Origin of the sequence: Bifidobacterium sp. SO4 (assembly GCF_018555355.1) — a bacterium.
In the GTDB taxonomy this organism is placed as follows: Bacteria; Actinomycetota; Actinomycetes; order Actinomycetales; family Bifidobacteriaceae; genus Bifidobacterium; species Bifidobacterium miconisargentati.
Window position 1 is genome coordinate 1 of sequence record NZ_JAFEJP010000022.1, and the last position, 21,771, is coordinate 21,771.

The 21,771-nt window shown below is 63.4% G+C and carries 18 protein-coding genes; 1 reads left to right on the forward strand and 17 read right to left on the reverse strand.

The window, feature by feature from the left end; genetic code table 11:
• The 6 genes from JS536_RS11075 to JS536_RS11100 form a co-directional block, all read right to left on the reverse strand.
• Positions 1-253: hypothetical protein (locus tag JS536_RS11075; RefSeq protein ID WP_214356967.1), on the reverse strand; the 253-nt coding region annotated here is incomplete at its 3' end.
• Between the two features lie 251 nt (positions 254-504).
• Entirely contained in the window at positions 505-1,878 is a 1,374-nt protein-coding gene (locus tag JS536_RS11080) for an aspartate aminotransferase family protein (protein ID WP_214356968.1), read from the reverse strand.
• A gap of 393 nt (positions 1,879-2,271) precedes the next feature.
• Positions 2,272-3,423: a spermidine/putrescine ABC transporter substrate-binding protein gene (locus tag JS536_RS11085; RefSeq protein WP_214356969.1), complete on the reverse strand. Its 1,152-nt coding sequence runs from the start codon at positions 3,421-3,423 to the stop codon at positions 2,272-2,274.
• A gap of 5 nt (positions 3,424-3,428) precedes the next feature.
• The gene (locus tag JS536_RS11090; RefSeq protein ID WP_214356970.1) at positions 3,429-4,409 is read right to left on the reverse strand and encodes an ABC transporter permease; all 981 of its coding nucleotides are present in this window, start codon (positions 4,407-4,409) and stop codon (positions 3,429-3,431) included.
• Complete coding sequence (locus tag JS536_RS11095; RefSeq protein ID WP_214356971.1) at positions 4,406-5,389, reverse strand: ABC transporter permease; 984 nt, start codon at positions 5,387-5,389, stop codon at positions 4,406-4,408. Before JS536_RS11095 ends, JS536_RS11090 begins: the two co-directional genes overlap by 4 nt.
• Positions 5,386-6,504 carry an ABC transporter ATP-binding protein gene (locus tag JS536_RS11100; protein WP_214304640.1) on the reverse strand — a complete coding sequence of 373 codons (1,119 nt, stop codon included), beginning with the start codon at positions 6,502-6,504 and terminating at the stop codon, positions 5,386-5,388. The genes JS536_RS11095 and JS536_RS11100 overlap by 4 nt, the downstream gene beginning before the upstream one ends.
• Positions 6,505-6,871: 367 nt before the next feature.
• On the opposite strand from JS536_RS11100, the gene JS536_RS11105 reads away from it, so the two are divergent.
• The gene (locus JS536_RS11105; RefSeq protein ID WP_214304641.1) at positions 6,872-7,378 is read left to right on the forward strand and encodes an Lrp/AsnC family transcriptional regulator; all 507 of its coding nucleotides are present in this window, start codon (positions 6,872-6,874) and stop codon (positions 7,376-7,378) included.
• Between the two features lie 404 nt (positions 7,379-7,782).
• On the opposite strand, the gene JS536_RS11110 is transcribed toward JS536_RS11105, so the two are convergent.
• From JS536_RS11110 to dusB, 11 genes are all read right to left on the reverse strand, one after another.
• Entirely contained in the window at positions 7,783-9,660 is a 1,878-nt protein-coding gene (locus tag JS536_RS11110; protein ID WP_214356972.1) for an oleate hydratase, read from the reverse strand.
• Between the two features lie 204 nt (positions 9,661-9,864).
• A complete protein-coding gene (locus tag JS536_RS11115) occupies positions 9,865-10,749 on the reverse strand; it encodes an aldo/keto reductase (RefSeq protein ID WP_214356973.1) in 885 nt (294 codons plus the stop codon).
• Between the two features lie 100 nt (positions 10,750-10,849).
• Positions 10,850-11,242 carry a DUF4186 family protein gene (locus JS536_RS11120; RefSeq protein ID WP_214356974.1) on the reverse strand — a complete coding sequence of 131 codons (393 nt, stop codon included), beginning with the start codon at positions 11,240-11,242 and terminating at the stop codon, positions 10,850-10,852.
• A 144-nt stretch (positions 11,243-11,386) separates the two neighbouring features.
• Complete coding sequence (gene dnaE / locus JS536_RS11125; protein WP_214356975.1) at positions 11,387-14,941, reverse strand: DNA polymerase III subunit alpha; 3,555 nt, start codon at positions 14,939-14,941, stop codon at positions 11,387-11,389.
• Positions 14,942-14,974: 33 nt separating this feature from the next.
• Positions 14,975-15,964, reverse strand: a complete 990-nt coding sequence (locus JS536_RS11130) for an RluA family pseudouridine synthase (protein ID WP_214356976.1) — start codon at positions 15,962-15,964, stop codon at positions 14,975-14,977.
• Positions 15,961-16,497 carry a signal peptidase II gene (lspA, locus tag JS536_RS11135; RefSeq protein ID WP_214304647.1) on the reverse strand — a complete coding sequence of 179 codons (537 nt, stop codon included), beginning with the start codon at positions 16,495-16,497 and terminating at the stop codon, positions 15,961-15,963. The genes JS536_RS11130 and lspA overlap by 4 nt, the downstream gene beginning before the upstream one ends.
• Positions 16,498-16,519: 22 nt before the next feature.
• On the reverse strand, positions 16,520-17,860 hold the full coding sequence (locus JS536_RS11140; RefSeq protein WP_214356977.1) for a DivIVA domain-containing protein: 1,341 nt from the start codon (positions 17,858-17,860) through the stop codon (positions 16,520-16,522).
• Between the two features lie 149 nt (positions 17,861-18,009).
• Positions 18,010-18,312, reverse strand: a complete 303-nt coding sequence (locus tag JS536_RS11145; protein WP_214356978.1) for a YggT family protein — start codon at positions 18,310-18,312, stop codon at positions 18,010-18,012.
• A gap of 189 nt (positions 18,313-18,501) precedes the next feature.
• Entirely contained in the window at positions 18,502-18,978 is a 477-nt protein-coding gene (locus JS536_RS11150) for a cell division protein SepF (RefSeq protein WP_214356979.1), read from the reverse strand.
• Between the two features lie 25 nt (positions 18,979-19,003).
• Positions 19,004-20,254 carry a cell division protein FtsZ gene (ftsZ, locus tag JS536_RS11155; protein ID WP_214356980.1) on the reverse strand — a complete coding sequence of 417 codons (1,251 nt, stop codon included), beginning with the start codon at positions 20,252-20,254 and terminating at the stop codon, positions 19,004-19,006.
• Positions 20,255-20,428: 174 nt separating this feature from the next.
• On the reverse strand, positions 20,429-21,670 hold the full coding sequence (gene dusB / locus JS536_RS11160) for a tRNA dihydrouridine synthase DusB (RefSeq protein WP_214356981.1): 1,242 nt from the start codon (positions 21,668-21,670) through the stop codon (positions 20,429-20,431).
• Positions 21,671-21,771 lie beyond the last annotated feature (101 nt).

The following is a 21,771-nucleotide window of genomic DNA, read 5'->3' on the forward strand; positions in this document are numbered from 1 at the left end:
ACCCCAATTCAACCCCTCCCAGGGAACCCAACAGCACAAACACCATCAGGCTTGAGGCATACTGGCAATCATTGACTATAAAGAAGTAGTACAAACACGCTCTTGAGTTCTCAAACCACCACCACACCAACACGCAGCCAACCAACCAAAGGAAGGAAACCCGCCGTGCCGAGCGGCAACAGGTGAATAACTTACACACCACAAACCAAACACGCAAATCGAGGCATGACGAAACGAGGGAAAACCGCATCATAGCAAGGCTCCCTCGGCGTGTCGCAAACAGCCTACAACGCTGTTCTACAGACAGAATAAGCCTCCTGACCCCGGCCTCGATGCATCAACATTCATTGTTCATCGGCGTGTCGGAAGAATTCGACCCGGCCTCAACAGGCATTCACCCGCCGGACACCTGCCTCTTCGTCCCATCAAAAAAGCGTGAGGCACGAACGCCGTTGTTCGCACCTCACGCCATGGGATCCATCGCAAGGAAATCGGCGAGTCCGATCAGGCGGTCAGATCGTGCGCCATCTCCTCGAATGCGGCGAGGTAGGTGTCGCAAGCCTTGTCGTCATGCGCCACGGACAGCGTCCACTCCTCCTCGCGGCCCGGAGCCATGTAGATGCCGCGGTTCGCCTCATAAAGCCAGGCGAGCTGGTTGAGCGCCGCGTTCTGGCCCTTGCGGAAGCTCACATAGTCGGTGATCTTATGCGGGGAGAACGTCACGCAACCCTTGGCTCCGAAGCCCTGGGCGTAACCGGGGAAGTCGTACTTCTTGATGATCGCGCGGCATCCGTCCATCAGACGCTGGTTCATGTGGTCGAGATGCTCATAGGCCTCGGGCGTGAGCACCTTCTCCAGGCTGGCACGGGCGGCCGCCATGGACAGCGGGTTGCCGGAGAACGTACCGACCTGATAGACCTCGCCGTCCTCGACCACGTGCATGACCTCATCAGTGCCGCCGATCGCGCCGGAGGGCAGGCCGCCGGCCAGGGACTTGGCGATGGTGACCATGTCCGGGGTCACGCCGAACAGCTTGGTGGCACCGCCGGGGCCCACGGTCAGACCGGTCTTGACTTCGTCGAAGATGAGCACGATGCCGTGCTTCCTGGTCAGTTCGCGCACACCTTCCAGGTATCCGGGTTCGGGCGGCACGATGGACATGTTCATCAGGCAGGCTTCCATGATGAGGCAGGCGGGCGGGTTGCCTTCCTCCTCCATTTCCTTGACGCGGTGTTCGAGGGCGTCGAGGTCGTTGAACGGCACCGGCACGGTCAGTTCGACGGTGGCCTGCGGGATGCCCGCGCCGTACGGCAGGGACTTCAGATGGTAGCGGTCGCCGATGTTGTTGTAGTCCTCGGAGATGGAGATCATCACGGCATCGTGGTGGCCGTGGTAGGAGCCGAAGATCTTCATGATGTGGTCGCGGTGCGTGTAGGCGCGGGCGATGCGGATGGCGTCCATCGTGGACTCGGAACCGGAGTTGTTGAAGCGCCACTTCGGCAGACCGAAACGCTCGGCGAGCTCCTCGGCCACCACCACGTCGTCCCAGTCGGGCATGGCGAAGTGCGAGCCCTTGGAGAAGCGGTCGTTGACGGCCTCGGCGATGATCGGATTGGCGTGGCCCTGAAGCATGGCGCCGAAGCCGTTGTTGAAGTCGTAGTATTCGTTGCCGTCCACGTCCCACATCTTGGCGCCCTGGCCGCGGTCCACGTAGATCGGCCACGGGTCGCGCAGCTGGTAGGAGGATGCGACGCCGTTGCACAGGTGCTTGCAGGCGCGCTCGTACATTTCGCGGGACTTGCCGAGCTTGGCGTTGAGCTTGTCGCCTTCCTTCGCGGTCAGTTCCTTGATTCTGGTTTCATCGATGGTAGCCGCCATGGTGTCGCTCCTTGGGTTCTTCAATGATCGGTTGGTTTCGATTCAGGATTTCGCATGAACCGTATGTTCAACCTGCGTTTTTCTCGACATCTTTAGGTAATCACCTATTTATTTCGTAGCCATTAACTGAATATGCCACGATTTACAAAGTGGTGTTGCGTGAATGTTGCGAAAACCGTCGGACTGCACAAAAACAGGCATGGAAAAGGCTCCTCTCGAGGGAGAGGAGCCGGGAAGGATGAACGAGGGATGAAACAAGGAAAGCATTCCGCAGACGCCGCTCCCCTCAGGTGGCTTTGCCGCCAGCTCCCCTCAAAGAGGGGAGCCGAGTCATACATGCCATCCGGAGCATGGACCGTGAGGCCCCCGCAAAGAGGGGAGCCGATGTTTGCGCTAGTTGCGGAAGTCCTCGAACATCATCGTGTAGTTGTCATTGAGTTTGTTCGAGCAACGCTTTTCCAGGATGGCGTGCTTCTCCTCCTCGGCGGAGGGCACCACCACGTTGAATTTGCGCATCGCGGCGGGCAGCAGCTCGTCGCCGCCCTTCAGCACGCTGCCGGCGCCGGCGTTCTGTTCCACCGCGGTCTTGTTGGATGGGTCAAGCATCCAGTTGATGAATGTCTTGGCCTGATCCACGTTCTTGGCGCCGCGCGATATGGCCACGTTGTCCACGAACTTGTTCGCCCCGTCCGAGGGGAACACGAATTTCAGGTCGGGGTTGCTTGCCATGGCCTGGTAGGCGTCGTAACTCCATGCCATGCCGACCTTCTGTTCGCCGGAGGCGAGTCGGTCCGCCACGCCTTCCGAGCTCATGACGCCCAGCTTTGACTTGTATTGCTCGAGCAGGTTGGCGGCGTCCTGGTAATCCTGCGGGTCGGTGGCGCATTGGTCGGATCCCACGGCGCGCAGGGCGGCATTCACCACTTCGATCTGGTCGCCGAGCAGCTGGGTCTTGCCCCATAATGCCTTGGGATGGAAGAAGTCGCTCCAGGATGTGGGCGCGTCCGCCGCGGGGATCGCCTTGGCATCGTAGACGATGCCCGTGTAGCTGACGATGTAGGGTGCCGAATACTCCATCTTCGCGTCGTAATAAGGATCACGGAACTCGCTTTTGATGTTCTTGGCGTTCGGCAGTGTGCTGACGTCGAATTTCATGAGCAGTTTTTCATGGATGAGTTGTTCGACCATGTAGTCGCTGGGCATCACGATGTCGTATCCCTCGCCGCCGGTGGATTGCAGTTTGGCTTCCAGCGCCTCGTTGCTGTCGAAGGTGTCCACGGTCAGGGAGATGCCGGTGTCCTTTTCGAAGGCCTTGATCACGCTGTCCGGCATGTAGCCGGCCCATGTGTAGACGTGCAGTTCGCCGCCGGTGGCCGCATGGTAGGGGCCGACCGCGCTGACCACCGGGCCGGAGGCCACGTCGCTCACGCCGCCCGAGCAGGCGGCGAGCCCGCACGCCATGGCCCCGGCCAGAGCGCAGACGCAGCCGCGCCGCATCAGGCTCCACATCGCGGCATACCGTGGATGTTTTGTATTCGTCATCATGCGCCTCACTTCGATTTGCGGTTCGTCAGCAGCGTGGAGGTGACCGTGACCACGACGGCCAGCAACAGCAGCAGCGAGGCCACCACGTTCACGCTGGGGTTCACACCCTTGCGAATCAGGGAGAAGATGTAGATCGGCAGCGTGGTGGTGCCGGCCGTGGTCAGGAAGTTCGAGATCATGAAGTCGTCCATGGAGACCACGAACGCCATCAGCGCGCCGGATACGATGCCTGGCACCAACAGCGGCAACGTCACGCGGAACACGGTGACGGGTCCGGAGGCGCCCAGGTCCTCGGCGGCCTCGAAGCATGCGTGGTCGATGGTCGCCAGTCGCGCGCGGATCGGCATCACCACGAACGGGATGCAGAACGTGGTGTGCGCGAGCACCAGCGGCACGAATCCGGGAGCGAGTCCGATGAGCCTGATGAACGCCATGGTGGCCACGCCGAGCACGATCTCGGGGATGAGCATGGAGGCGTTGATGAGCATGGAGGCGAGCGCCGATCCGGCCCGGGACATGTGGTCCACGGCCAGTACGTAGAGCACGCCCAGCGCCGTGGAGAGCACGGTGGCGATCACGGCCACGAGCAGCGAGGTTTCGGTGGCGTTGATGATGGCGCCGTTGGTGAACACCTCGCCATACCAGCGCAGCGAGAACCCCTGCCACAGGAGGGCCTGCTTGCCGCCGTTGAAGGAGAAGAACACCACGATCACCATCGGCACGTAGAGGAACGCGAGTACGGCCACGCTCACGAATCCGACCATCGGGAATCGTTTGAGGGTGTTGCCTTGCTTGCCGGAACGTCGCGTGCTCCACATGCGGTCGGGCTGCTTGCGCTCCAGATCGGCGGGCATGCGCACGCCGGACACGTCCTGCGCTTCCCCGCGTTCCTGCTGGGTCCGGGCCACCAGGGCACCGAACTCGCCGGCGTTGCCGTAACGGACCTTGTTCGGGTCGGTGTCGTCATGCATCACGGTCATCGTCATTCACCTGCCTTTCGGGAGGCGCGGCCGCCGAGTACGGAGGCGACCAGTGCGCCGAGTAGCGTCACCGCCAGGATCACCGTGGACAGCGCGGCGCCGAACGGCCAGTTGCGGGCCTCCGCGAATTGGGAGGCGATGAGGTTGCCGACCATGAGCACGCGGCCGCCACCGAGGAGCACCGGCTGCACGTATGAGCCGAATGCGGGGATGAAGCACAAAGCGATGCCGCTCATCACGCCGGGCATGGCGGCGCGGAAGATCACGCGGCGCATGACGGTGAGCTTGTGCGCGCCGAGGTCGTAGGCCGCCTCAACCAGCCGGAAGTCGAATCCGGACAGGGCCGAGTACATGGGCAGGATGGCGAACGGCAGGAACGTGTAGATCAGGCCGATCACGGAGGCGAACGAGGTGTACAGCATCTGCTGCGAGCCGATGCCGAGCAGGCGCAGCGCCCAGTTGATGGGGCCGTTCTCGTTGAGGATGAGCATCCATGCGTAGGTGCGCACCAGCAGGTTCGTCCAGAACGGGATGGTGACCAGCAGCACGAGGATCTGCTGGACCTTGGCGCTTTTCATGGACATCCACAGGGCGATCGGGAAGGCGAGCGCCACGCAGATCACGGTGGTGAGCAGCGCTTGCCACAGCGACGTGCCGAATACCTGCAGGTAGCGGGCGTCGAAGGAGCGGTTGCCGAAGAAGTCGTGGCGGAACAGCAGCTTTTCGTAGGCGTCGGTGGAGAATCTGAAGACCACGCCGCCGCCCATGTCCGGCCGGCTCATGAAGGAGAACGCGATGATGACGCCGATCGGGCCCAGGGTGAACAGCAGTCCGATGATGATGGACGGCAGGGAGTAAAGGCGGTTCAGCATGCCGGGCTTGACGGCATGGGAGGAACCGAACCAGCGGCTCCATGCGGAGGTCTTTGCGGCGGGGACGTCCACCGGTTCCCGGCGCGCCCTCGTCTTGCGGTCGGCGGCGCTCATCGTTCCACCACCCTCATGTGCTCGGCCTCGACCTCCACGGACACCGTGGCGCCTTCGTGCAGCACGGCCGTGTCGTACGGGGGCGAGAGTCGGACGAGGAGTTTGGTGCCGTCCGTGAGCCGGACCTCGCAGCGCACGTCGGCGCCCATGAACATGAGCGTTTCGACCGTGCCGGTGAGCGCGGATTCGCGCGGGGCGGTCAGAGCGATGCGTTCGGGACGGATGGCGGCGCTCACTTCGGCGCCCACCGGCAGGCCGGAGATGTCCTGCTTCACGCGGAAAGGCACGCCTTCCACGGTGATTTCGCCGTCCGCGCTCTTGACCGCGTCCACGAAGTTGATGTCGCCGATGAAGTCGGCCACGAAGCGGTTGGCGGGTTCGTTGTAGATCTCCTCCGGCGTGCCCACCTGTTCGGGGCGTCCCTTGGAGAAGACGGCGATGTGGTCGCCCATGGAGAGGGCCTCCTCCTGGTCGTGGGTCACGAACACGAAGGTGATGCCGGTTTCACGTTGGATGCGCTTCAGTTCCACCTGCATCTGGCGGCGGAGTTTGAAGTCGAGCGCGGAGAGGGATTCGTCGAGCAGCAGCACCTTGGGGCGTTTGGCGAGCGACCGGGCGAGGGCCACGCGCTGCTGCTGGCCGCCGGAGAGCTGATGGGGCTTGCGGCCGCCGAATTCGCCGAGATGGACGAGGTCGAGCATCTCCTGCACGGTTCTGGCGATCTCGGCCTTCGGCTTCTTCTCCATTTCGAGGCCGAACGCCACGTTCTGCGCCACCGTCAGATGCGGGAACAGGGCGTAGCTTTGGAAGACGGTGTTGACCGGGCGGTCGTACGGCGGCAGCTGGTCGATGCGCTGGTCGCCGAGGTAGATCTCGCCGGCGTCGAGGCTTTCGAGGCCGGCGATGGAACGCAGCAGCGTGGTCTTGCCGCAGCCGGACGGGCCGAGCAGGATGAAGAACTCGCCTTGCCGGATGGCCAGGCTCACGTCGTTGATGGCCTTGACTTCCTTGCCTTCGGCGGATTGGAACACTTTGAACGCACGGTTGATCGTCAGTCCGGATTCCCTTGATTCGACTTCAGGGTCGCGTGCCACCAATGGTTGGGTCTCGCTCATCGCGTCTCCTTACTCTTCGGCTCGTACCATCACAACTGTCAGTGAAGAAGACCGCGATTTCCATAAGGTAAACAGAACATTGCGATTCTTTTCGTAATGAAAACAGGAGATTATGCGAATAGCGCGTTTAGCACGTTTCTATATAACGAAAATCGCATATTCATGCTGATTTGCCGGCATTTACCTATGGGAAGCCGTACGACACATCTTCCAGCGAAAATATGTCACATAGTGAACCCCGGTTAATACGAAAATCGCAAATGCAAGACACGCGAATTAACGATTTCGAATCATTCCGACATCGCAGGCGGGCATAATGGGACGCATAAGACTGGAATGCATACCGATCAGAACAAGGACGGCGATCATGGCGGCGGCAAAAAGCGGCAAGGACGGCACGGAGGGTACGGCATCGGACACCGCCGCGCAGTCGATGGACGAGACGAACAAGAAGATCGTGACGCTGCTGCAGGAGGACGGGCGCCGGTCATACGTGTCGATCGGCAAGCAGATCGGTCTGTCCGAGGCGGCGGTGCGTCTGCGCGTGCAGAAGATGCTGGACGACGGCATCATGCAGATCGTGGCCGTGACCAATCCGATGGACATGGGTTTCAAACGCCAGGCGATGGTGGGCATCACCGTCAATGGCGACATCGAATACGTGGCGCGTGAACTCAAGGAGATCCACCAGATCGACTACGTGATCATCACGGCCGGCCGCTTCGACATCCTCGCGGAGATCTTCGCCGAGGACGACGAGAGCATGCTGGAGCTGGTGAACCGTCATATCCGCAAGATCGACGGCATCGACCGCACGGAGCTGTTCACCTACATGCGTCTCGAATCCCAACGCTACGACTGGGGCGTGCGGTAGGAGTCGGATGATTCCGGCATGCCTGGGCTCCCCTCTTCCGAGGGGAGCTGGCGTCGAAGACGACTAAGGGGAGTCGCAACGGGTTGAACCGCGACTCCCCTCAGTCTCGCTTTGCTCGACAGCTCCCCTCGGAAGAGGGGAGCCAAAGCGCACCAGCTCACCCCATTTGCGGGCAGCCCACAGAACATGCAAACGAAACGAGGCTGGGGCCGGCATATGCGATGCTCGACCGTAAGCTTGGCCACTGAGCCGTGAAACGGGGAGTCCAGCGGACTCCCCGTAGGCGAAGTGAGCAGCGAAGCCGCGAAGGCCGACGAAGTCGGCGTGCCTTGAGTGTGTCGAACGTCGTATATGCCGGCCCCAGCCGGACACGGCGAATACCAGCAGCTGTGCTCGAATCACCGTCAGATCACGTGGTACTCCTTGAGCAGCGTGGCGATGTCGGTGCCGTCGAGCTTCTTCAAGACCTTGCCGAGCACGGCCTTCTCCACGAAGTTGAGCTTCATGTCCGTGACAGGCGCCCCGTCACGCAGTTTGACGGTGGCGTTGAGCAGGTTGCGCACGTCATAGACGCTGCCCCACACCTCAGGCACGCCGCGGTCCACGTCGAGCAGGGTGTACACCGCCTCCATGCCGGTGCGCATCGAGTACTCGGTGGTGAAGATCGTGTCGCGCGGGGTTTCGGCGAACTGGCCGAGGAACGCGAAGTTCACGGCGCCGTCCGGCACCACGTCCGGGCGGTCGCCGGCGGCGCGCGGCATGAAGAACGCGGTGATGTACGGCATCATGACCGGCACGGTGTTGGCGTGGTTCTTGGCGAGCGCCTCGATCTTGTCGGTCGGGACTCCCATATGGTAGAGCCACTCCTCGCAGATCTCCTCGCCGGTGCATTCGGTCATCGGCTTCTTGACGTAGTTGCCGGGCTTGTCCGGGAACAGGCCGTAGACCCACACGCACAGCTGGTCCTTGGGCTGGTCACGGAACTGCTGCTGACGGTTGAGGGTCCAGCTCATGAGCCAGTTGGAGTCGGTGACGGTGACGATGCCGCCGGTGACGACGTGGCCGGTGAACGGGTCACGCTTGCAGATGCGCTGGATGTACGGCGGAATCTCCTTGTCCAGGGTGGTCACGGTGGCGCTCATCCACTTGGTGGCCTGCGGGTCCGAGCAGAACTTGTCCGGGTGGCCGAAGCTCGGGTCCTGCTTGGCGATGTTGCGCCACATGTCCCAGCCGCCGCCGGGCTTCAGATCCGGGTTCCACGGGGCGGGCGCGTGCTGCGAGCCCATGGTGGAGTTCTCCACGCAGCCGCCGTTGGTGATGAACACGAGGTCGTTCTCGGTCAGGTCGATGGAGGACTTCTCGCCTTCGTGATCGATGTCGAGGCGCACGGCGAGCTTCTTGGTGGGGCTGGAGTACGGGTTGCGCTTGAAGACGCCGGAGGTGGCCTGGATCTTGAGAATGGTGTCCTGGCCCACGCCGGTGTGCCCACGCTTGGGTCCGTCTCCCCCGCCGATGGCGAATTCGACGTTCTCGACCTTGGTGTTGTAGTGGAACTTCACGCCGTGGCCCTCGAGGTACTTGACCATCGGCAGGATCATCGATTCGTACTGGTTGTAGCGGGTGAAGCGCAGGGCGGAGAAGTCCGGCAGACCGCCGATGTGGTGGATGTAACGCTTGATGTACAGCTTCATCTCGAGTGCGGAGTGCCAGTTCTCGAAGGCGAACATGGTGCGCCAGTACATCCAGAAGTTGGAGTTCAGGACCTCGTCGTCGAAGAAGTCGGTGATGGGCTTGTCATACAGCTCCTCGTCCGGGGTGAAGAAGAGCTTCATGATCTCCTGGGAGGCCTTGTCGGACAGGCCGAACTTGCCGTTGGTGCCGGCGTCCTTGCCGAGATCCTTGGTGGCGCGGCACAGCGAGTAGTTCGGGTCCTCCTTGTTGAGCCAGTAGTACTCGTCCAGCACGGAGACGCCTTCGGTCTCGATGGAGGGGATGGAGCGGAACAGGTCCCACATCACCTCGAAGTGGTTGTCCATTTCGCGTCCGCCGCGCATCACGTAGCCGAGGCCGGGGATTTCGGCGCCATCGCAGGCGCCGCCAGGCACCGGGTCCTTCTCGAGGATATGGATATGATTGCCGGGCATCTGCCCGTCGCGCACCAGATAGCAGGCCGCGGACAGGGCCGCGAGTCCGGTGCCGATGATGTAGGCCGATTTGCCGTCGACGCCGGCCGGCTTCTTCGGACGGGCGAATGCCTCGTAGTTTCCGTTGGAATAGTACATGACACTCCTCCTTTGGAGAATGTGTTGACATTGCGTCAACCTTTTGACAGACATCTTGTCGCATTATGTGTCGGCGTGCCATGGGCAATCGTCGGCGTTGTGTGGGATTTATGAGGGATGCGGCGGACTCGCGGCCGCGGTGATGGCGGGGCGGCTCCTCTTCCTCATGGAAGTCAATCATGGGGAGCCGCCCCTCCCAGGGCATCAGATGTTGCCGCGGACGTGCTGGTCGGCCCAGGACTGGGAATGGGTGAACGTGGCCGGATCGGCGCTCACGTTGGCGTGCGGGTCGTCGAGCGCGTCGATGGCGGCGAGTTCGGCGGCCGTCAGGTCGAAGGATGCGCTGGCGAGGTTCGCCTTCATGCGTTCGACGTGCTTGGACTTCGGGATGATGATGCGGCCCTCCTGCGTATGCCAGCGCAGCACCACCTGCGCCGGCGTGACGCCATGGGCCTCGGCGGCCTTGACGACCGGATCGGATTCGATGTCCTTACCATGGCCGAGCGGGCTGTAGGCTTCCGCCACGATGCCGTGCGCCTTGCAGAAGGCGAGGTTGCCGGGCTGGTTGTAGCGCGGGTGGACCTCGATCTGGTTGACCGCGGGGTTTTCGCCGGAGTCCTCGATGATGCCGCGCAGGTGCTCGGGCAGGAAGTTGCTGACGCCGGGCACGCGGATGGCGCCTTCGTCGCGCATCTTGAGCAGCGCCCGCCAGGTTTCCTTGTAGAAGCCGGCGGCGGGGAACGGCCAGTGGATGAGGTACATGTCGACGACATCCACCTTGAGCTTCCTGCGGGACTCCTCGAAGGCCACCATGGCGGAGTCGTAGCCCTGATCGCAGTTGCGCAGCTTGGTGGTCACCCACACCTTGCCGGCCATGCCGGTGGCCTTGAGCGCGTCGCCCACCTGTTCCTCGTTGTAGTAGGCGGCCGCGGTGTCGATGTGACGGTAGCCGATTTCGAGGGCCTCCTCGACGGCTCGCTGCGTGTCCTCCGGGGGAATCTGGAAGGTGCCGAATCCGATTTGCGGGATGACGGAATGCGCCTTGTCGTTCAACGTCAGTTCGGGGGAAACCGGTTGCTGCTCGCTCATGACGATCCTTTCGTTCGTGGGAAACGAATGTTCGCCTTCATGCTACTCCCGGAATACTGGGAGGTCACTGGTTTCAAGAGGGATATCAGCTCTTCACGAACTAACGTGCGGGATGGTTGACAAGGTCCCGTTCGATCCAGGCCATCACGAGGTCCGCGAGACGGTTCACCTCGTCGTCGGTCAGCTCACGGCCTTTGGGGATGTGATGCCATTTTTCGATGCAGCCGCGGCAGCAGGTGGCAGTGGCGTGCTGGGCGGTGAAGACCGGATGCCCGCGCCACGGGGTCTGCCGTCCGTCGTTCTTCGGTTCGGCGGCGCCGACCCTGTCGCGCAGCATCTCCCGCGCGTGACGGTCGATGATCGCCTTGCCCTTGGCGCGCGCGTATGCGCGGTCCTTGTCCGCCAGCTGGAATTTGGCGCGGAATTGCGAATGCGCGAGCCGTTCCAGCGTCTCGGATATCCAGCGTTGCTCGTTTTCTGCTGAGGTGGTCACGGTTCGACATGGTAGTACCGGAACGGCTCCCCAGTTAGACCCTCTCGACGGGACTCCCTTCAGTCAGCTTCGCTGACAGCTCCCCTCAGCGAGGGGAGCCGGGAAAAACCATCAACAATCTCCGGAAGAAGACGCACGGCTCACTCAGGCGGCGGGCAGGCAGCTGGGGCCGAAGAGGATCTTGATTTCGGCGAACAGGGAGGTGTCGCGCTTGACGCGGAACCGGTCGCCGAAGGTGAGCACCTGGGCGTTGCCCTTCTCGTCCATCACCGCGAGATGCACCTCGCAGTAGCCGGGGTGGCTGGAAAGCACCTGGCCGAGTTCCATCATGCGGCGGCGATCGAGCGCCACCGGCGGCAGCGTGATGACCAGCGGCCGCTCGTCCTCGGCCTCCAGCGTGGGCACCTGCATCTCCGTGGCCCTGAGGGAGACGGTCTCGTCACGCAACTCCACCTGACCACGGATCTGCACCACGGAATCAAGCGCGAGTTCGGCGACCGCCGCCTCGTACACCTTGCCGAAGAACATGCATTGGATGCTGCTTTCCATGTCCTCGATGGTGACGATGGCCCACGGGTTGCCCTTCTTGGAGACGCGCCGGTCCACGCCGGTCACGAGGCCGGCAAGCGTGACCTGCTGGCCTTCGGGCATGGTCTTGGCACGGTCGATCAGGTGCGCGATGGACATCTCACGCAACGACGCGAGCACGGACTGCATGCCGGAGAGCGGATGGTCGGACACATACAGACCGAGCATCTCGCGTTCGAAGTTGAGCTTGGTCTTCTTGTCCCATTCCTCGATGTCCGGCACGCTCACGGAGGCGTCGCCCATGGCCTCCGCTCCCCCGTCCTCGTCGTCGGAGAACAGGTCGAACTGACCTTCGGCCTGCTTGCGCTTGAGGCTCACGACCGAATCGATGGCGGCCTCGTGCACGGTGAACAGGGCGCGCCGGTTCGGGTCGATGGAGTCGAACGCGCCGGCCTTGATCAGGGATTCGACCAGACGCTTGTTCAAGGCGGTCAGGGGCACGCGACGGATGAAGTCCATGAAGTTCACGAACTTGCCGCGCGGGCCCTCGCGTTCGGCGATGATGTCGGCCACGGCCTTGGCGCCCACGTTGCGGATCGCGCCCAGGCCGAAGCGCACCACGTCGCCGACGGCGGAGTACTCGTACACCGACTCGTTGACGTCCGGGGAAAGCACCTGGATGCCCATGCGCCGCGCCTCGCCCAGGTAAAGCGCGGTCTTGTCCTTGTTGGTGGCCGCGCCCTGCAGCAGGGCGGCCATGAACTCAACCGGGTAATGGGTCTTCAAATACGCGGTCCAGTAGGAGATCAGGCCGTAGGCGGCGGAGTGCGCCTTGTTGAAGGCGTAGCCGGAGAACGGGACCAGGATGTCCCACACGGCGGTGGCGGCCTCCTCGGAGTAGCCATGCTCCTTCATGCCGGCGAAGAACGGCACCTTCTCCTTGGCCAGCACCTCGGGCTTCTTCTTACCCATGGCTCGACGCAGCACGTCGGCCTTGCCCAGCGAGTAGCCGGCCAGGATACGCGCGGCGGACTGCACCTGCTCCTGGTAGATGATCAGGCCGTACGTCTCGTCGAGCACCTGCTTCAACGGTTCCTCGAGCTCGGGGTGGATCGGCGTGATCTTCTGCAACCCGTTCTTGCGCTTGGCGTAGTTGGTGTGCGAGTCCATCGACATCGGGCCCGGACGGTACAGGGCGATCAGTGCGGAGATGTCGTTGAAGTTATCGGGCTTCAACGTCTTGAGCAGCGCGCGCATGCCGTCGGAATCGAGCTGGAACACACCCAAAGTGTCACCGCGGGAGAGCAGCTCGTACGTGGGCTTGTCGTCCAGGGGGATCTTGGTGTAGTCGATGGCGGGCTTGCCGTTCGCCTCGATGTTGCGCAACGTGTCGTGGATGGTCGTGAGGTTGGACAGGCCCAGGAAGTCCATCTTCACCAGGCCCAGCGTCTCGCACGTATGGTACTCGAACGTCGTGGTGATCGTGCCGTCCGTACGTTCCAGCAACGGGCTCGTGTCCGTGATGGGCGCGCTACCCATGATCGTGGCGCAGGCGTGCACACCCGTCTGGCGGATCAGGCCCTCGATGCCCTTGGCCTCGTCGGTGATGCGCCGCGCGTCCGGATCGGACTCGTACATCTCACGGAACTCACGTGCCTCCGCGTATCGTTTCGCGGCCGGGTCGAAGATGTCGTGCAGACTGATGTCCTTGCCGCCCGTGGCAGCCGGCGGCAAGGCCTTGGTGACCTTCTCGCCTACGGAGAATTCGTAGCCCATGATGCGTGCGGAGTCCTTCAACGCCTGCTTGGTCTTGATGGTGCCGTAGATCACGCACTGCGCGACCTTGTCCGTCCCGTACTTCTCACCGCAGTACTCGATCACACGGCCACGGCCCTCAGGATCGAAATCCACATCGATATCCGGCAGGCTCACGCGCTCCGGGTTCAAAAAGCGTTCGAAGATCAGGCCATGCTTCAACGGGTCCAATTCCGTGATGCCCATCGCGTACGCGACCATCGCGCCTGCCGCCGAACCACGGCCCGGACCCACCATGATCCCGTGGTCCTTCGCCCACTGGATGTAGTCCGCGACCACCAGGAAGTAGCCGCAGAACTGCATCTGGCAGATCACGCCGCACTCGTAATCCGCCTGCTTCAACACCTCCAGGGGCGGATGCCCGTCATACCGCTTCTCCAGACCCTCTTCGACCTTCTTCAAAAACAGGCTCGTCTCATCCCAACCCTCCGGACACGGGAACTTCGGCATGAACGCCCCGTCCTCGTGATCGTCGAACATCACATTGCAACGCTCCGCGATACGCAACGTATTGTCACACGCCTCCGGCAACTCACGGAACAGGTCGCGCATCTCATCCGCGGTCTTGATGAAATAACCCGTGCCGTCGAACTTGAACCGGTCCGGATCATCCAAACGAGAACCCGAGTTGATGCACAGCATCGCGTCCTGCGCGCCCGCATCCTCCGCATGCACGTAATGCGAATCATTCGTCGCCAACAACGGCGCGTTGAGCTTTTTCGCGATATCCAGCAGGTCCCTGGTCACCTGCGTCTCGATCTTGAGGCCGTGGTCCATGAGCTCGATGAAGAAATTATCCCGGCCGAAGATGTCCTGGAACTCGCCCGCCGCACGCAACGCCTCATCGAACTGACCCAGACGCAAACGGGTCTGGATGATGCCCGACGGACAACCCGACGACGCGATCACACCCTTCGAATACGTGGACAGGACCTCCTTATCCATACGCGGGTAGCGCATGACGCGGCCTTCGAGATTGGCCACGGAGGATGCCTTGATGAGATTGACCAGACCCTCGTCGTTCTCCGCCCACATGGTCATGTGGGTGATGAGGCCGCCGCCGGAGACGTCGTCGCGGCGCTGCGCCTCGGTGCCCCAGTGCACGCGGGACTTGTCCTGTCGCGCGGTTTCCGGGGTCACATAGGCTTCGATGCCGATGATGGGCTTGACGCCGTTGGACACGCAGTTGGTGTACATCTCGTACGCGCCGTGCATGTTGCCGTGGTCGGTGATGCCGATGGCCGGCATGCCGAGTTCCGCCGTGCGCTTGGCCAGCGCCGGAATCTTCGACGCGCCGTCCAGCAGCGAGTAATGCGTATGGTTGTGCAGATGTACGAAGTTCCCGGTTTCAGCCATGGGTTCCACCATACCTTGTGGCCTTGGCAGCGCTTAGTCGACCAGAATCGTTTCGTCCAGGGCTGAGGCGGATGCGTCGGACTCGGCAGTGACGATGTCGGTCTCGGCATGGCGGGCCCGCATGACGGCAAGCGCCTGGGCGAGGTCGGCCGGGTAATGGGATTCCACGGTGGTCCACACACGGGTGCGGGGGTGACGAAATTCGAGTTTCATGGCGTGCAGCCACTGGCGGTCGAGGCCGAGCGTCTCGGAGAGCACCGGGTTGGCGCCGTACATCGGGTCGCCGCACAGGGGATGCCCGATGGATGAGAAATGCACGCGGATCTGATGCGTGCGGCCGGTCTCCAGGTTCACGGAGACGAGCGTGGCCTCATGGCCGAACCGCTCCAGAACATCCCAATGGGTCACGGCGGGCTTGCCGGCCGGGGTCACGCAGAATCGGAAATCGGAGACCTTGGCGCGGCCGATGGGTGCCTCGATGGTGGCCTTGTCCTGCTTCAACGAGCCCTGCACGAGCGCATGGTAGGTCTTCCTGACCTCATGTTCGGCGAACTGACGGCGCATCTCGGTGTATGCCAGATCGGATTTGCATACGAGCATGAGACCAGACGTGCCCACGTCCAGGCGGGAGACGATGCCCTCGCGGCCAGCGGCGCCGTAGGAGGTGATGTGTACGCCGCGGTCACGCAGCGAGCCCAGGACGGTTGGACCGGTCCAGCCGACGGATGCGTGGGCGGCCACGCCGACCGGCTTGTCTACGACGACGATATCGTCGTCCTCGTAGACCACGGCCATGTCATTGGCGATGGGTTCGGGTTCGGCGTGTTCCTCGACAAGATCGAATTCGACGGTCTCCCCCGCACCCAGGGTGCTGGAACGGGCGACATCGCGGCCCAACACGCGCGCCTGACCGGAATCAATGAGGTCGGCGGCCTTGGATCGGGAAATGCCGAGCATCTTGGCCACGGCGACATCGAAACGCTTGCCTACGAGGGCGTCGGGAGCGGGAACCATGCGACTCATTGCTTGGCGTCCGCCTCCGGGGTGGCATCGGTCGTTTCCAGATCCTTGGCGCTGAACGGCTCGCCCTTCAGGATGAGCAGCACCAACACCACGCCGGCGACCACAAGGTAGATATCCGCCACGTTGCCCACGGACCAGCCGTAGTTGAGGAAGTCCACCACCTTGCCGTTGAGGAATCCGTCCGCGTACATCACGCGGTCGATGAGGTTGCCGAACGCCCCGGCGAACGCGAAGGACAGCGTGACCGTCCATTTCATGGATACGGTACGCACGCCGAACACCACCAGCGCCACGCATGCCACGACGGCCAGCAGACTGATCACCCATGTGGCGCCGGAACCCATGCCGAGCGAGGCACCGGGATTGCGCACGAGCGTGAGCGACAGCAGTCCGGGGATGATACGGATGGTCTGGCCGGCGGACAGCGCCGCCATGGCCCAGGCCTTGGTGAGCTGGTCGATGATCAGCGCGACCGCGGCCACACATGCAAAGACGGCCGCGCGGGTGCGCAGCCGTCCCTGTTGGTTCGTCATACGACTTGACCCTGCCTATGCCTTAGTTGTTCGAGGTCTGGTCTTCGTAGTTGTTGGACTCGGAAACCTGCGAAACCAGCTGGCCGAGGAACTCGGTGAGGCGGGCGCGGTACTCGGTCTCGAACTGCTTGAGGCTCTGGATGTTGCCCTCGATGACCTTGGACTGGGCCTGCAGGTTGTCGCGCACCTGCTCGGCGTAGGTGTCCGCGGCGGAACGGGTCTTCTTGTCGTACTCGGCGGCGCGGCGCTGGACTTCGGCCTCGTAGTTGTCGGCGTCGGTGTGCTGCGTCTTGGAGTAGTTGTCCGCGTCCTGACGGGTCTTGACGGAGTAGGCGTCGGCCTCGGAGTGCACGTTCTTGGCGTAGTTCTCGGCGTCCGCGTGCGTCTTGTCGCGGTAGGCGTCGGCCTCGGAGTGCGTGCGGTCGGAGTAGGTGTCCGCCTCGGAACGGGTGCGGGCGGAGTAATCGTCGGCCTCGGCGCGGGTGCGATCGGAGTAGTTGTTGGCCTTGGTGACCAGGTCCTCGTACTTGTTCTGGGCGGCCTCGCCGATCTCGCGGGCCTTGTTCTTGCCCTTCTCGACGTACTGGTCGTGCAGCTGCATGGCCAGGGTGAGCATGGCGGTGGCGCGCTCGGGCTCGGTGCCCGGCATGGAGGCGGCGCCTGCGATCTTCTGCAGGGAGCCGGTCTCGGTGCTTGGTTCGACCTTGGAGACCTGGCTGCGCAGCTGGTTCTCGCGCTGCTTGGCCTCTTCGAGCTGACGGGAGAGATCCTGGATCTGGGCGGCCTGCTGCTGGGCCACGGCACCCTGCTGCTGGGCGGCGGCGAGCTTGCGGGACAGCTCCTCGGCGGAGGCGCGGAACTTGTCGCGCTCCTGCTGGATGGCGGCGATCTGCTGGCCGACGGCTTCCTGGTTGCCGGAGGCCTGGGCGGCCTGGGCGGTCAGCTGGTCGATCTGGGCGTTGAGCTGGTCGACCTGACCCTTGAGCTGCTCGTTCTGGGAGGCCAGCGCACGGTTGGATTCCTCGGCCTCGCTGAGCTTGGTGGCGGCCACCTGGGCGGCCTGATCGCCGCGGGATTCGGCAGCCTGCTGGGCCTCGGCGGCGGACTTCTTCAGGTTCTCGTTCTCGGCCTGAAGCTGCTGCACCTGACCGGACAGCTCGGAAATCTTGTTGTTGAGGCTGGTCACGTCCGGACCCAGGGCCTGGGTGGACTGGCCGCCGGCTACCGCCTGACGTCCCAGAGCTTCGACCGTTTCCGTGACCTGATCGAGGAAGTCGTCAACCTCATCGACGTCATAGCCTTCCTTGAATCGAACGGTCTGGAAGGTATGCTCCCTAATATCCTTCGGCGTCAACAGAGCCATAAATCTTGCACCTCGCTTTGGGGCAGTGCCCTCGCTTACGTTGGTATCATCACGATGCTATCACGACCCCATCGTTTCATGGCAAGTAACGCGGTTTTATGGCGGATAAAGTTCGCGAAAACCGTGTTGCCGCGCCGGCGGCCGCAAGGTCAGAAGATGATCATGATCACCGATTCGAGGGCGACGAGCAGGAAGTACAGGACGATGAAGCTGATGTCCAGGTACATGCCGCCGAGCGGCAGCGGGCGGATGTACTGGCGCAGCCACCTGAGCGGCGGTTCGGTGACGGTATAGACGGCGTTGATGAGCTGGGCCACCACGCCGCGCGGATACCAGTTGCGGGCGAGCAGGGAGACCCAGTCGAGGATCATGCGGATGAAGAGGACGGTGATGTAGGCGTTGATCAGCCATGCAAGGATGCGGCCGATCACGGCGAAAGTCAGGGATAACATGCTGCCAGCCTAACAAGCGGCGGTGAAATGTTCGCTGGTGGCCGGATATGCGAAAGCCGACTCCTTGCTGGGAGTCGGCTGAAAGATGACGGGAAACGATCGTCCGATTACCGGCAACCCCTGTTCGGATCCATTCCCCTTAATCAGCTGCGCCGGCAACTCCCCTTAGAGAGGGGAGCCAGGATGGGACTAGTCCGCGAAGAGGTCGTGGGCGGATGCGGGGGCGGTGGGCTCCTCGACCTTGATGTTCACCTGGGCGGGGCTCAGGAGGAACACACGCGGGGTGACGCGCTCCAGCGAGCCGCGCACGCCGAAGACCACGCCTGCGGAGAAGTCCACGATGCGGTATGCCACGGCCTCGGACACGCCGGTCAGGTTGAGCACCACCGGCACGCCGTCGCGCAGGGCGCGGCCCACGAGCTGGGCATCCTCATAGGACTTCGGGTGGATGGTGGTGATGCGGTTGACGCGGCCGACCGGGAACTGTTTGGTCGAGGACGGCGAGCTGGTGGTAGCCGCCGGCATCGGGGTCACCGTGTGGTCGGAGTCGAACGTGGGCTTGGGGGCCGGCTGGACCGGTTCCTCCTCCTCGATGTAGTCGTCATCGTCGTCCACCACGTCACTCATGCCGAGGTAGGACATAGCGTTCTTCATGAACCCTGCCATGGTTCGATCCTTTCAGCGGTCAGCTTCAGCGCAGGAAGTCGGGAATGTCGAGATCGCCCATCGGGTCGCTTGGGGCGACGGCCGGACGTTCGGTGGTCGGGTCGTCGAACGGCAGCGAGGCCGGGGTACTGGGCGCGTACGTCGGCTGGGTCGTGGCCGGACGCGGCTGGGACACCGCGGGCTGCTGCACGGCCGGCTGGGGCTGAGCGGCGGCAGCGGTCTGCGGCGCGGTGGCCTGGCGGACCGGCGGATGGCTCAGCGCGCTGGTGGGCACCACGGGGCTCACCGGCTTCTGCTGCTGGGCGGCTTCCTGGGCGGAGACCGGGTCGAAACCGGCGGCGATGACCGTGACGCGCACCTCGTCGCCGTAGGCGTCGTCCAGCGCGAGACCCCAGATGATCTGGGCTTCGGGGTGGATGGCCTTGCGAACCAGCTCGGTGGCGGCGGAGGCCTCCTGCAGCTTCAGGTCGGTGGGGCCGGCGATGTTGATGAGCGCACCGTGGGCGCCCTCGATGCTTTCCTCCAGCAGCGGGGAGCTGATGGCGATTTCGGCGGCCTGGGTGGCGCGATCCTCGCCCCGCGCCGAACCGATGCCGAACAGTGCGGTGCCGGCGCCGCGCAGGATGGAGTTCACGTCGTTGAAGTCGACGTGGATGTACGAATTCGCGGAAATCAGGTCGGTGATGCCCTGCACGCCGGCCAGCAGTGCGGTGTCGGCGGTCTTGAAGGCCTCGATGATGCCGATGGAACGGTCGGAAAGCTCCAGCAACCGGTCGTTCGGGATGACGATGAGGGCGTCGACCTCCTTGCGCAGGTTGTCGATGCCGTAGTCGGCGGAGGCGGCGCGCTGCGGGCCCTCGAAGCTGAATGGACGGGTGACCACGGCGATGGTCAGGGCGCCCTGCTGGTGGGCCGCACGGGCCACGATCGGGCTGGCGCCGGTACCGGTGCCGCCGCCCTCGCCGCAGGTGACGAAGACCATGTCGGAGCCCTTCAGGGCCTCCTCGATGTCGGACTGGTGGTCCTGGGCGGCCTTGGCGCCCTTCTCCGGGTCGGCTCCGGCGCCGAGCCCGCGGCTGGTCTGGTCGGACAGGGAGATCTTCACGTCCGCGTCGGAGCGGAGGAGATCCTTCGCGTCGGTGTTTACCGCTACAAACTCGACGTTCTGCAAGCCTTCGGCGATCATGCGGTTAACGGCGTTTCCGCCGGCACCACCGACGCCGACGACCTTGATGTTGGTCTTGTCGTTGAACTCTGTCTGCGCGATCTCGCTCACGTTTGGCTCCTGTCACTTCACGGTTACACCCAAGAGTAGCGCACCTAGGCTACTGCCTGGGGGAAATTCACACGCCCAACCGCGCGTGTTGTGTGGATATTTTCGTCTTTTTGCGTACGTTTGCCGTTTTTCCGGTCCGGGGCGTCCTCCGGACCGGTTCCGCCAGGCGTGCGGTCAGTAGCTGGCGTCCATCGGGTCGTCGCCGAAGAGGGCCTCGCGACCCTCATGGGTGGTGGTGCGCGAATCAAGCCAGCCGTAGGGCAGATGGACCTTCTTGGCGAACCGCACGCGGCCGCGCGGCTTGTCCACCACGCGCGGCGGGTATTCGATGGTCGGGTCCAGGCGGCTGATCTCGCGGTCCACGTCCGCCAGGCTCTCGCATTCCATGAAGGCCTTGCGCGTGGAGCCACCCACCGGGAATCCCTTGAGATACCAGGCGATGTGCTTGCGCAGGTCATGCACGGCCATCATCTCGTCGCCCTCGTAGAACTCGGTGAGCAGTTCGGCGTGACGGTGGATCACCCGGCAGACCTCGCCGAGATTCGGGTTGAGTCGTTCGGGGTTGCCCGCGAAGGCGTTCTTGATATTGGCGAACAGCCACGGGCGTCCCTGGCAGCCTCGGCCGATGGCCACGCCGTCGCAACCGGTCTCGCGCACCATTTCAAGCGCGTCCTCGGCGCCCCAGATGTCGCCGTTGCCGAACACGGGGATGTCAAGGCTGCTCTTGAGCTCGCCGATGCGGGACCAGTCGGAGTGGCCGCCATAGTATTCGGCGGTGGTGCGGGCGTGCAGGGTCACCGCGCGGCAGCCTTCCTCCTGGGCGATGTGCCCGGCTTCCAGGAAGGTCTCGTGCTCATGGTCGATGCCCACGCGGATCTTGGCCGTGACCGGGATGCCGGCGGGCTCGCACACGGCGACCACGCGCTGGATGAGCTCGGTGAAGATGTCCGTCTTCCAAGGCAGCGCCGAACCGCCGCCGCGACGGGTGACCTTGGGCACCGGGCAGCCGAAGTTGAGATCCACATGGTCGGCCATGCCCTCGTCCACCACGATTTTCGCCGCCTGTTCGGTGATGGAGGGGTTCACGCCGTACAGCTGGAGCGAGCGGATCTTCTCGCTGGGCGCGAAGTGGCACAGACGCAGGGCCTTGGGGTTGCGCGCCACCAGTGCGCGTGCGGTGATCATCTCCGCCACATAGAGGCCGTCGGGGCCGTACTCCTCGCAGATCACGCGGAACGGCCAGTTGGTCACGCCCGCCATGGGCGAGAGCACGACCGGTGTGGGCACGGTGATGTCGCCGAGCCTGACGGGGGCGATATGCACGGGTTCGGACGCACGGGCCGGCGCATCCGTGCGCGGGTCGAGGTTGTCGGTCTCGTGCGGTGCTGCGATGACGGTTTCGGGAGTGTCTGTCACGTTGTTCCTACATAGTTCGACTCCCCTCGCCGAGGGGAGCTGTCTTGCTTTGCAAGACTGAGGGGAGGATTCCGTAGCGGAATGCGCTCCCCTCAGTCACC